This is a genomic window from Novosphingobium sp. BL-S-21 (assembly GCF_055521655.1).
Map to the genome: position 1 here is coordinate 519,417 of NZ_JBVFVP010000003.1, position 12,061 is coordinate 531,477.

Below are 12,061 nucleotides of genomic sequence, written 5' to 3' on the forward strand. Positions count from 1 at the left end.
CCGCATGGCGGGACGAAGCTGCCGTTTCCCATCACCCCTCATAGTCAGGTCGTAGCGAAACGCGCCATTTAATCGAGAGGCGAGAACATCATTGGGACCGGTAGCGAAGCGCTTCAAGCACGATCTGGAACGCAGGAGAGGGCTGTCTGCGACTGGTGTAATACAGATAATATCCATCGAAAGGCTCGCACCATTCGTCGAGCACCCGAACAAGGGATCCGTCAGAAAAGTGATTGAGAACATGATCCTCGATCATGAAGGCAATGCCATGTCCGGAAAGCGCTGCTGTTATGATGAGCTGCGCATCGTTGAATACTAACTGACCCTCAGCCTTAACTCTCAGCTCTTTGCCCCCGCGCTCAAATTCCCAGGCATATAGTCCGCCGGACGAAGACATGCGCAGACTAATGCAATTGTGGTTTGCCAGGTCATAAGGCGTCAAGGGCGTTCCCTCGCGAGCCAGGTATGATGGAGAAGCGAATGCAGCCATTCGGAGTTTGGGACCGATTGGCACGGCAATCATGTCCTGTTCCAACGCTTCACCAAGGCGAACCCCAGCATCATATCGATCGGCAACGATATCTACGAAGCCACCCTCGATACTGACTTCGATGTTCAAGTCAGGATTTTCGCCCGTCAGGCGGTTGATGACCGGCCACAGCACCGCACGCGCCGCATGAGCGCTGGAAGTAATTCGAACAGTTCCTCCGGGACGTTGGCGAAGCTCCGTCAGCGTCGCCAGCTTGTCATCGATCGTATCGAATGCAGGTCGCAGCGTCTCAATCAGACGTTCACCGGCCTCCGTGGGTGCGACGCTGCGTGTCGTGCGGGTAAGCAACCGCAGCCCCAATCTGGCTTCCAGACGTCGCACCGTATGGCTCAGCGCAGATTGCGAAATTCCGAGCTTTGCTGCGGCTTTGGTAAAACTACGTTCTTCCGCGACGGCCAGAAACATCGCGAGATTGCCCAATTCTTCACGTTTCATACCCAGCCTAACCGATCAAGTTTCATGACTTCATGTCATAGACCCAAGCGATTTGCCCTGTCTAATTATCAGAACCGCTTCGCGCTACCTTTTGATCATCCTAGCCCCGCTTGTGACGATGGGCCGAACGAGGATTTTGATGATGCAGAAGCGCGTATTAGGCCGCAGCGGCCTTGAGGTATCGGCTCTTGGGCTTGGATGCATGGGTCTTAGCTTTGGCTACGGTCCAGCTACCGATCGCACAGAAGCGGTTTCACTACTCCGCGCCGCGTACGATCGCGGCGTTACCTTCTTCGACACGGCCGAAGCCTATGGGCCGGGGGACAATGAAGAGGTTGTCGGCGAAGCACTGGCGCCGGTTCGCAGTCAGGTGGTCATCGCTACAAAGTTCGGATTCGAGAACGGCAAACCGGGTGATGGCTTGAACAGCCGTCCCGAGCGTATCCGGCAGGTCGCGAACGAGGCGCTGTCCAGGCTGCGTACCGATCGCATCGACCTTTTTTATCAGCACCGCGTCGATCCCAATGTGCCGATTGAGGACGTAGCTGGAACGGTTCGCGACCTTATCGCAGAAGGCAAGGTCAAGCATTTCGGCCTGTCGGAAGCCGGACCGGACGCTATCCGTCGCGCCCACGCGGTGCAGCCCGTGGCCGCACTTCAAAGCGAGTATTCGATGTTCTGGCGCGAGCCGGAGTCAGAGATCCTGCCACTGCTCGAAGAGCTGGGGATCGGCTTCGTGCCGTTCGCACCGCTCGGAAAGGGCTTCCTCACCGGCAAGCTGAAGGCGGGCACGAAGTTCGCGGCCGATGACTTCCGCAGCACTGTGCCGCGCTTCCAGGCCGATGCGATGGCGGCGAACCAGGCGCTCGTCGACCTGGTCACGACGATCGCCAACGAGAAGGAGGCCACGCCCGCGCAGGTCGCGCTTGCATGGCTGCTTGCACAGCGTCCGTGGATTGTGCCCATCCCTGGTACCACCAAGCTCCACCGGCTAGAGGAAAACCTGGGCAGTGCCGATCTGGGGCTGACCGATCAGGACATGGTGCGCATGGCTGACGCCCTGTCGGGGATCGAAGTCCAAGGCGAGCGCTATGCGGCTTCGCATCAGCAGTTCGTGAATCGCTGAACCGAACGAGGACCAAGCCCATGACCAGAAACGTTCCCAGTGTCACTCTTAACAACGACGTGAAGATGCCGATCCTCGGGTTCGGCGTGTTTCAGGTGCCTGATCCCGTAGAATGCGAGCGCAGCGTCCGCGATGCCATCGACGTCGGTTATCGCCTGCTCGATACAGCCGCGTCCTACGGTAACGAGGAGGCGGTTGGCGCCGCCATCAAGAACCACGGCATCGATCGAAGCGAGTTGTTCGTTACCACCAAGCTCTGGCTGCAGGATGCCAGCTACGAGGGGGCAAAGGCTGCCTTCGAGCGGTCGCTTAATAAGCTCGGGCTCGACTATCTCGACCTATGGCTGATTCATCAGCCCTATGGTGACGTGTACGGCGCCTGGCGCGCGATGGAGGAACTGCATAGGGCCGGACGCATTCGTGCGATCGGCGTCAGCAATTTCTATCCCGATCGCCTCGTGGACTTCGTGCTGCATAACGAGGTGAAGCCGGCGGTCAACCAGATCGAGATCCACCCTTTTCACCAGCAGACCGATGCGGTGAAGATCCTTGAGGAATACGGCGTCCAGCCAGAGGCATGGGGACCGTTCGCAGAGGGCAAGAACGGCCTGTTCACGAACGAGGTGTTGCAGCCGATCGCCGACAAGCATGGGAAGAGCATCGCCCAGGTCGTGCTTCGCTGGCTGACCGACCGGGGCATCGTCGCGATCCCCAAATCGGTGCGCAAGGAGCGCATGGCGCAGAATTTCAACATCTTCGATTTCGACCTCGACGCTGGCGACCTCGATGCCATCGCCAAGCTCGATCAGAACGCCAGCAGCTTCTTCGACCACCGAGATCCGGCGATGGTGAAGTGGCTCGGCGAAAGGAAGCTCTGATCGTCATTGCCAGGCTGATGTTACGGCATCAGCCTGCCCCTTTCAAACTCAAACGGGAGCAGTTGTGATGGACACTCGATCGACCCAGGGAATGAAGCGGCTTTGCCTGCTAGGTGCCGTCGCCTTGTCGGTGCCGCCTATGCAGCCCTTGCTTGCGCAGCAAACGCCGGCTCCTCCCGCCGAGACTATCAAGACGGCCGCCACTCATACCCCGACAGAGCAGCAGGTCATCGACCTGTCGAAGACCAAATGGGCTTGGATGGCGGACAAGAAGGTCGACTCTCTCGAGACGCTCTTTGACGATCGGGCCATGTTCACCCACATGGGCGGAACCTGGGGAAAGACCCAGGAACTCGCCACCATTCAAAACGGCGGTATCTGGTACAAGAAGGCGTCGATCTACGCGGTTGATGTGCGGGTGTTCGGCAACACCGCGATCGTGTTGGAAGACCTCGATCTGGAGGCGGTGGTGGGCGGTCGCACCGTCACCAACCCCTTCATGGTCACGGAAGTTTACAACAGGCAGGCTGGCAAGTGGCGCTTGGCCCAGCTCACATTCTCGCGCCTCGTTCGACCCGTGAAGGCGAACGCTGGCAGCAATTGAGCCTAGTCGAGGACCGGAATGGGAGACGAGACGATGAAGGTCGCTTATGCAACTGCTGCCGCGCTGGCGATGGCCGTGCCGGTCGAGGCGCAGGAGCGTCCGTCGGTCGCGCCCAGGAACATGCAGGCGATCGCTCCCGCGCTTGCCGGCTATACCGACCGGGTGCTGTTTGGCGACGTGTGGGTGCGGCCGGAGCTGACTCCGCGCGACCGCAGCATCGTCACCCTGTCGGTGCTGATTGCAACCGGCAAAACCGCGCAGATGACAGGCCATCTTGGTCGTGGCCTCGATAACGGCATCAAACCGTCCGAGGTGGCCGGCATGGTGACGCAGCTTGCCTTCTATACCGGGTGGCCGAATGCCGTGTCGGCCTTGAACGAGGTCGAGAAGGTATTTGCTGGACGCGATGTCGATCTAAGGTCTCTTGCGACGATGCCTCCGGCCACTGCACCGCTCTCCAGCTCCGATCCCGCGCGTGCCGCGGCCGTCAACAGGACGCTTGACCCGATCGCCCCCAAGCTCGCGCAGCTTACCAACGACGTCGTGTTCGCCGACTTGTGGCGGCGCACCGACTTATCGCCGCGCGACCGCAGCCTCGTTACCATCGCCGCGCTTTCCGCAGGCGGTGATGGCGATCAGCTCGCCTTCCATGTCCAACGTGGCCTCGAAAACGGGCTAACGCAGCCGCAGATCGTTGAGGCCCTGACTCACCTCGCTTTCTACGCAGGGTGGCCAAAGGCGAATGCCGCCATCGGCGTCGCAGGCAAGGTGTTCGCCAGACAAGAGGTTGCCACCATGTCACAGGTTCAAGTTATCCGTCCCGGGCAGGAGCCGAAGGCTGGGCCGGCCGACTATTTCACCGGCAGCGTGTCGGTCGCATCGCCCTTCAAAGGCACCGGCGCGGCGCGCCTTGGCGGTGCTACGGTCACGTTCCAACCAGGCGCGCATACGAACTGGCACACGCATCCGCTGGGACAGTTGCTGATCGTCACTGCTGGACACGGATGGGTCCAGGTCGAGGGTGAGGCCGCGAAGCCGATCGCGACGGGCGAAACAGTGTTTATCTCGCCGGGCGTCAAGCATTGGCATGGCGCCGCGCGAAATAGCGTGATGACGCATGTGGCGGTGTCGGAAGCGCGGGACGGTACGTCCGTGACGTGGCTCGAACCAGTCGCCGACGATTTATACAACAAGCTGTAATGGGAGAGACGGCGATGATGTCGGAAATCGAAATGTCGAGGCGCGGTGTCCTTGCTGGCAGCGCCGCAGCGGCTGCGCTGGCAGCGGCCCCGCCTGCGGAAGCACAACCCGCAAAGGCACCTGCGCCTGCGATCATGCCGGTATCACTCACCATCAACGGCAAGCGTCGCGACCTCAATCTCGACACGCGCACGACGCTGCTCGATGCGCTACGCGAGCATCTGAAGCTCACCGGCACGAAGAAGGGCTGCGATCACGGGCAATGCGGAGCCTGTACCGTCATCGTCAATGGCGAGCGGATCAATTCCTGCCTTAGCCTTGCCGTCCAGCATCAGGGCGACGAGGTGAAGACGATCGAGGGGCTGGGGACACCCGACAAGCTCCATCCCATGCAGGCCGCGTTCGTGCGTCATGATGGCTACCAGTGCGGCTATTGCACGCCGGGCCAGATTTGTTCGGCCGTCGCGGTGCTGGACGAGATCAAGCGCGGCGTGCCGAGCCACGTCCAAGCCGATCTTTCTGCGCGACCGCAACCAACCGACATTGAAATGCGCGAGCGAATGAGCGGCAATATTTGCCGTTGCGGAGCCTATTCCAACATAGCCGAGGCGATGGCGGAAGTCGCGGGAGCTACGGTCAAGGAGATGGGGGCATGAAGCCCTTCACCTATGAGCGCGCGAAGACGCCGGCGCAAGCCGCTGCCGCTGTTGCCCGTCAGCCCGGAGCCAAGTTCCTTGCCGGGGGCACCAACCTGCTCGACCTGATGAAGCTGGAAATCGAAACGCCCCGGCATCTGGTCGACGTCCAGGACCTGAAGCTCGACCGGATCGAGCCGACAACGGATGGCGGCTTGCGGATCGGCGCGCTGGTCACGAACACCGCGCTGGCTGCCGACACCCGCGTCCGTCGCGATTATGGCGTATTGACCCGCGCGATCGTGGCAGGAGCTTCAGGCCAGCTTCGCAACAAGGCGACCACGGCGGGCAATCTGCTCCAGCGGACCCGGTGTCCCTATTTCTATGACTCCAACATGCCCTGCAACAAGCGCAAGCCGGGGTCGGGCTGCGCTGCGATCGGCGGCTATTCGCGCCAACTCGCGGTGATCGGTTCGAGCGACCAGTGCATCGCCACCTATCCCGGCGATATGGCAGTCGCGATGCGCGTGCTGGATGCGATGGTGGAGACGGTCAAGGCGGATGGCACGAGCCGCGCTATCCCGATCGCTGATTTCCACCGTCTGCCCGGCGAAAATCCTCACCTCGACAACAACCTTGAAGCCGGCGAGCTGATTACGGCGGTGACGCTGCCCCGGCCGCTTGGCGGCACGCACCATTATGAGAAAGTTCGCGACCGAGCATCCTATGCCTTCGCGCTCGTCTCGGTCGCAGCCGTGATCCAGAAGGACGGGAGTGGACGTGCAGCGTTCGGCGGGGTCGCACACAAGCCGTGGCGAGTCGAAGCAGCCGACGCCGTGATGACCCAAGGGGCCGCAGCCGTGACGGCCAGAGCGTTCGCGAACGCCCGACCTACAGAGAACAATGCGTTCAAGATACCGCTCGCGACGCGGGCGCTTGCAGCCACCATCGCGGAGGGCAAGTCAGCATGAAGTTCGACACGCCAGCAGGCATCAACCCAATCGATCAGGAAAAGGTCGTCGGCAAGCCGCACCCGCGCATCGAGGGGCCGCTGAAGACAACTGGACGCGCGGTCTATTCCTACGAGAACCAAGAGGCCGCGCCGAACGCCGCCTATGGCTATGTAGTCGGTTCGGGTATCGCGAAGGGGCGAATATCGTCGATGGACGTTCGCGAGGCCAAGGCCGCGCCGGGTGTCCTCGGAATCGTGACGGCTGATAATGCCGGGCCGATCAAGAAGCAGGGGTTCTACGTCGCCAAGCCGCTCGCGGGGCCGGAGATCGAGCATTACCATCAGGCTATTGCACTGGTCGTCGCGGAGACGTTCGAGGAGGCGCGTCATGCCGCCTCGCTGATCCGGGTCGATTACGCGCGTGCGCAAGGCGCATTCGACCTGGCCGCTGCGCGCGGGGGTGCCAAACCGCATCAGCGCCAACCGGACATCCGCATTGGTGACTTTGAAAAGGCGTTCGCGTCGGCACCCGTGAAGGTCGATGCGACCTACACCACGCCTGACCACAGCCATATGATGCTGGAGCCGCACGCCACGATCGCGCGCTGGGAGGGCGATCACCTCACGATCTGGTCCGCTCAACAGATTGTCGGTTGGGCGCGGCGCGACCTCGGCAACAAGCTCAGTATCCCTCAGGACAAGATCCGTGTCGTCGCGACCTACATTGGGGGTGGGTTCGGCGGAAAAGGTAGCGTCTGTTCGGACGCGATCCTCGCGGCGCTTGGCGCTCGCGCTGTCGGCCGCGCGGTGAAGGTGGCCTTGCCGCGCCCGCTAATGCCGAACAACACGACCCATCGTCCGGCCACCATCCAGCGCGTTCGTCTGGCGGCGGGTCGCGACGGTAAGCTGGTCGCGGTTGGCCACGAAACGCTGTCGGGCAATCTGCCGGGAGGCGGTCCGGAGATCGCGGCTGCACAGACGCAGTTGCTCTATGCCGGTGCCAACCGCCTCAACCTGACCCGGCTCGCGACCCTCGACTTGCCTGAAGGCAATGCGATGCGCGCACCAGGCGAGGCGTCGGGCCTGATGGCGCTTGAAGTGGCGATGGACGAGCTGGCCGAGAAGCTGGGGATGGACCCGGTGGAGCTGCGCGTCATCAACGATACCCAGGTCGTACCAGGTGACCCCGGTCGCGTCTCACCCGCTGATCCGCAATCGGCAAGCGGCAATCAGGGCAAGCCGGAACAGGGGCCGCGACCGTTCTCCATCCGGCAGTTTGTCCCATGCCTGCGCACGGGTGCCGAGCGCTTCGGTTGGAAGGAGCGAAGCCTCAGGCCCGGCAGTCGTCGTGAAGGCCGCTGGCTGATCGGCATGGGGATGGCCTCCGCGATCCGCGGTGCGCCGATCATTCCGGCGGGCGGACGTGTTACGCTTGACGGCAAGGGGATCGTGACCGTCGAAAGCAACATGACCGACATGGGGACTGGCAGCTACACCATCATCGGCCAGACGGTCGCGGAGATGATGGGCCTGTCCCTCGACCGCGTTGTGGTGAAGCTAGCGGACTCCAATTTTCCTGAAGCGTTCGGGGGTGGCGGACAGGGTGGTGCCGCATCTGCCACGGCCGGTGCCTACGCCGCGTGCGTCAAACTGCGCGAAGCCGTGGCGATGAAGCTCGGCTTCAACTCTGCCGACGCCGAGTTCGTTGACGGCGAGGTCCGTGCCGGCAACCGACGTGCCCCGCTTGGACAGGCCGCGAAGGATGGTGCGATCACCGCCGAAGACAGGATGGAATATGGCGACCTGTCAAAGCAGTTCGAGCAGCAAACCTTCGGTGCCCATTTCTGCGAGGTCGCGGTCAATGCCTACACCGGCGAAATTCGCATACGGCGGATGCTCGCCGTTTGCGCGGCCGGACGTATCCTCAATCCCATCACTGCCCGCAGCCAGGTTATCGGCGGCATGGTCGGCGGTGCGGGCGCGGCGCTGATGGAAGAGCTGGCGGTCGACAAGCGGTTCGGCTTCTTCGTCAATCACGACCTCGCCGGATACGAAGTGCCGGTTCATGCCGATATCCCACATCAGGAGGTGATTTTCCTTGAGGAGACCGATCCCACAATGTCGCCGGTGAAGGCGAAGGGCGTCGGCGAGCTTGGTATTTCCGGCGTCGCCCCCGCCATTGCCAACGCGGTCTATAACGCGACCGGGGTCCGGGTCCGGGAATATCCGATCACGCTCGACAAGCATCTGGCAAAGCTGCCGGAGATTGTGTGATGCAGGGTGCGGAGCGGTACTCCCGCCGGGACGTCCTAGCGACCTCGGCGATGCTGTCACTGGGTGGCACGGCATGTGCGGAGGAGCTAAAGCAGCCTAGCGCCGGCAAGACGCTGATCGCGTACCTTACCCGCTCGGGCAACACGCGCGTGATCGCAGGAACCTTGCAACGCACGCTAAGGGCTGATCTCTTCGAAATACGTCCCGCGCGACCCTACCCGGATGATTATGAGCAGCATGTCGCGCAGGCAACGCGCGAGCGTGACAGCGGGTTTGAACCTCCACTGACGATCAAGGTCGACAACATTGGCGCATATGGCACCGTCTTTCTTGGCTTCCCCATCTGGGGGGAAACAGCACCTCCGCCAATCCGCTCGTTCCTCAAGGCTCATGATCTAGCTGGGAAGACGCTCCGCCCGTTCATTACGCACGGCGGATATGGTGTTGGCACTAGTCTCACGGTGTTGGCTACCCAGGCGACCGGCGCAAAAATCGAAGACGCCTTCGTCATGGAGGCAGACCAGGAACGGCGCACGCTCAATCATGTCCGCGACTGGCTCGGCCAAATCAATAGCTCACAGAGTTGAATTGCTTTCCGGCAAACTGGCTTTGAAGCGAAGCCCTAAGAGGCTGTTTGGAAAATCGTTGCTGGGGGTTGTCGCGAGGCTCTGCGTCTGATTCACGCTCTGGATGTGGACCCAGCAGAGCCGAGGGCGAATGGCCCAGATTGCCAAGAAGACGAAGCGCTATCCCAGTGATCTGACCGATGAGGAATGGGATCGCCTGGCGCCCCTGATGCCCAAGCCGGGGCGCCGGGGCCGTCCACGCGAGGTGGATTTTCGCGAGGTGATCAACGCCGTGCGCTATCTTGTTCGTTCGGGCTGTGGCTGGCGGATGCTGCCGATCCATTTCGGGGCATGGCAGACAGTCTATGGCTGGTTCCGGGAACTGGCTCGCAGGTTCCTGTTCCAGACAATCCACGACATCGAACTGATGCTCGATCGCGAGCGCCAAGGGCGAGAGGCCAGTCCGAGCGCAGCAGTGATCGACAGCCAGTCGGTCAAGGCGCCATCGGCAGAAAAGCGTGGGTTCGACGCAGGCAAGAAGGTTGTCGGGCGCAAGCGGCATATCGCCGTCGATACCGATGGGCGGCTGCTGATGGTCAATCTGACCACTGCGGACATTTCGGACAGCGCGGGCGCTCAGACCATCCTCGATGGCATCCGCAAACGTTGGCCCTGGATCAAACATCTCTTCGCCGATGGCGCCTATGACCGCCTCAAGCTCATGGACAAGGCAAGCTATCTGGATTTCGTCGTCGAGGTCATTCGACGCAGCGATCAGCAGCAGGGCTTCAAGGTGCTGCCCCGACGATGGGTCGTCGAGCGGACCTTTGGCTGGATGATCCGATGGCGCCGATTGGTCCGTGACTACGAGAAGCGCATCGACGTCTCGCAGGCCATGATCCTCGTCGCTATGGGCGGCAATCTCCTACGCCGAAACGCTCACCCCTGATTTTCCAAACAGACTCTAAAGCAGCCTCATAAGCTCTGAGCGGCTGTTTTCGTCAGATCCGGTGGTTCTCGTTAGCATGGCCAGATGTCCTGATGTAGTCGCTAACTGGCGAAAGCGATCGCCACATCGTGTGACTTTGCCGATATCCGCTGGAGGCAATGGAGGGCCACTCTTACATGGAGCAGACGTTCGCCTGACAACCTTCCTGCATGCCGAAAGGCGGGGTATAAGGAATATCTGCCCCGAAACTGCGGGCTAGTCCCCATTATCCTGGCACTCGTGAGGGTTAGTTTGGAGTCCTTCCAGAGGTTCCGATGCCCACAGCGTCGTGCTTCAAACACTTCGCGCAGAAACCGTATCAATGCTCAAAAATCAATGAGCGATTGCTGGTTGTTCTAATGGCATCTGGAACAAGAAGGTCGTCTCGACTTCGTTAGACGCGACGCTCAGGCTACCGCCATGCGCCTTGGCGATCTGCGAGGCAATATACAGCCCTAACCCAAGGCCTTGAAGGCTCGGCCTGACCTCACCGCGTGAGAATGGCGCAAACAATTTGGCTCTCGCAGCCTCTGGGATTGGCTCGCCTGCATTGCTGACCTTCAGCTCGACGAGGGCTCCGGCGACATCAGCATTCACCCGCACCGGGAAATCGGGCGCACCATGAGTCAATGCATTGCCTACCAAATTCGACAGCAGTTGCCCGACGCGTACTGGGTCGCAGTTTACCACTTCGGGTAAATTGAGGTCAGCCTCGATGACCCGGTCAGGATGACCAGATACCAGTTCATCGATGACTTGTTGCAAGACAGGCGTCAGCGGCGCGAGGGTTCGAGAAAGGGTCAGGCCTCCACCCAGACGTCCACGAGCAAAATCCATGACGTTATCGATCAGACCAGCCATGCGGCTGACGCTATGATTCATCATCCCGAGGATGGACGTTCCACGATCGCTCAGCGTCTCGCCGCTGAGCAAATTCATGCCCGCAGAGATTCCGGCCAACGGATTGCGAAGGTCATGGCCTAAGACCGCGATGAACTGCTCTCGCAGCGCAGATGTCTCCTGCTCATTCAGCAAAGCCGACGCGCTGGCTTTCAGCGTGCGATTGAGTTCAATCTGATGCGCGATCATGTCGGCAAAGAGCTTGAACATCGAAACGATATGCGGCTTTTTCACAGTCGCGGGCTTCGGGCTAATCGCGCAAAGCGTGCCAAAGAATGTCCCATCGGCCAATATGATCGGCATCGAGATGTAACTCTGAAGGCCGTAATGCTTAGGGGTATGGTGGGTAAAGTATACAGGGTCTTTCGACACATCGTCGATGACGACGACTTCTCGATGCTCTCTGATCTCATGGCAGATGGTTGTTTCGATTTTCAGCTCATCGCCCGGCTTTAGCCCAAAACCAATGTCATCCTTCACACTGCAAGTGACCCACCGCTCCTCGGTCACTCGCGCGACTGCGCAGAATCCCATGCCTGTCGTCTGGCAAACAACGTCGAGAATTGTCGGGACAGATTTGATGCCCTCGATCAGTTCAATGTCTTGAGCAAAATCCCGGTTCATGCAGTCGGTCGCGCCTCAATCGAATAGTCATCTGTGTCGGTTCAAAAACCGCTGAGCGGCAGCCATACGCCCTCAGGATCGTGACCCGAACCACAGCAATCGCTTTGTCATACCCAAGCATCGTCTCTAGAGTCCATCAAAGCTTAGCGCCCACTTCGGGTCGTGGGGCGAACGGCAGGTCTAGCAGCCTTCTTTCATCGATTCACTAGCGACAGTGAAGGTAGCCTTGGGACAATCCTGCCGTTCCCAAACACCATCGCGAACGGCAGGTTCTAGATGATGCGGCCGTTTGCAGGGCGGCGCCGGTGACGGCCCTAACAAGAAAGGCA

General features: G+C 60.7%; 11 protein-coding genes. 9 read left to right on the top strand and 2 right to left on the bottom strand.

The window, feature by feature from the left end; genetic code table 11:
- Window positions 1–88: 88 nt before the first annotated feature.
- Window positions 89–985 carry a LysR family transcriptional regulator gene (locus ACZ1J6_RS24740; RefSeq protein WP_132269071.1) on the bottom strand — a complete coding sequence of 299 codons (897 nt, stop codon included), beginning with the start codon at window positions 983–985 and terminating at the stop codon, window positions 89–91.
- Window positions 986–1,127: 142 nt separating this feature from the next.
- Here ACZ1J6_RS24740 and ACZ1J6_RS24745 point away from each other — a divergent pair, with 142 nt between their 5' ends.
- The 9 genes from ACZ1J6_RS24745 to ACZ1J6_RS24785 all read left to right on the top strand — a co-directional run bounded on the left by ACZ1J6_RS24745 (window position 1,128) and on the right by ACZ1J6_RS24785 (window position 10,169).
- Window positions 1,128–2,111, top strand: coding sequence for an aldo/keto reductase (locus tag ACZ1J6_RS24745; protein WP_465128370.1), 984 nt, complete (start codon window positions 1,128–1,130; stop codon window positions 2,109–2,111).
- A 20-nt stretch (window positions 2,112–2,131) separates the two neighbouring features.
- Window positions 2,132–2,989 carry an aldo/keto reductase gene (locus ACZ1J6_RS24750; protein ID WP_465128371.1) on the top strand — a complete coding sequence of 286 codons (858 nt, stop codon included), beginning with the start codon at window positions 2,132–2,134 and terminating at the stop codon, window positions 2,987–2,989.
- Window positions 2,990–3,056: 67 nt separating this feature from the next.
- Complete coding sequence (locus ACZ1J6_RS24755) at window positions 3,057–3,593, top strand: nuclear transport factor 2 family protein (protein ID WP_207913077.1); 537 nt, start codon at window positions 3,057–3,059, stop codon at window positions 3,591–3,593.
- A 33-nt stretch (window positions 3,594–3,626) separates the two neighbouring features.
- Complete coding sequence (locus tag ACZ1J6_RS24760) at window positions 3,627–4,793, top strand: (R)-mandelonitrile lyase (RefSeq protein ID WP_465128372.1); 1,167 nt, start codon at window positions 3,627–3,629, stop codon at window positions 4,791–4,793.
- A 17-nt stretch (window positions 4,794–4,810) separates the two neighbouring features.
- Complete coding sequence (gene paoA, locus ACZ1J6_RS24765; protein WP_132269208.1) at window positions 4,811–5,449, top strand: aldehyde dehydrogenase iron-sulfur subunit PaoA; 639 nt, start codon at window positions 4,811–4,813, stop codon at window positions 5,447–5,449.
- Entirely contained in the window at window positions 5,446–6,399 is a 954-nt protein-coding gene (locus ACZ1J6_RS24770) for an FAD binding domain-containing protein (protein ID WP_465128373.1), read from the top strand. The genes paoA and ACZ1J6_RS24770 overlap by 4 nt, the downstream gene beginning before the upstream one ends.
- Window positions 6,396–8,654 (top strand): molybdopterin cofactor-binding domain-containing protein, encoded by a 2,259-nt coding sequence (locus tag ACZ1J6_RS24775; RefSeq protein ID WP_465128374.1) that lies wholly within the window; start codon window positions 6,396–6,398, stop codon window positions 8,652–8,654. The genes ACZ1J6_RS24770 and ACZ1J6_RS24775 overlap by 4 nt, the downstream gene beginning before the upstream one ends.
- Window positions 8,654–9,241: a flavodoxin gene (locus tag ACZ1J6_RS24780; RefSeq protein ID WP_465128375.1), complete on the top strand. Its 588-nt coding sequence runs from the start codon at window positions 8,654–8,656 to the stop codon at window positions 9,239–9,241. Before ACZ1J6_RS24775 ends, ACZ1J6_RS24780 begins: the two co-directional genes overlap by 1 nt.
- A gap of 103 nt (window positions 9,242–9,344) precedes the next feature.
- On the top strand, window positions 9,345–10,169 hold the full coding sequence (locus tag ACZ1J6_RS24785; protein ID WP_404477960.1) for an IS5 family transposase: 825 nt from the start codon (window positions 9,345–9,347) through the stop codon (window positions 10,167–10,169).
- Window positions 10,170–10,541: 372 nt separating this feature from the next.
- Here ACZ1J6_RS24785 and ACZ1J6_RS24790 read toward each other — a convergent pair whose 3' ends face one another.
- Window positions 10,542–11,732: a GAF domain-containing sensor histidine kinase gene (locus ACZ1J6_RS24790; RefSeq protein ID WP_465128376.1), complete on the bottom strand. Its 1,191-nt coding sequence runs from the start codon at window positions 11,730–11,732 to the stop codon at window positions 10,542–10,544.
- Between the last annotated feature and the right edge of the window lie 329 nt (window positions 11,733–12,061).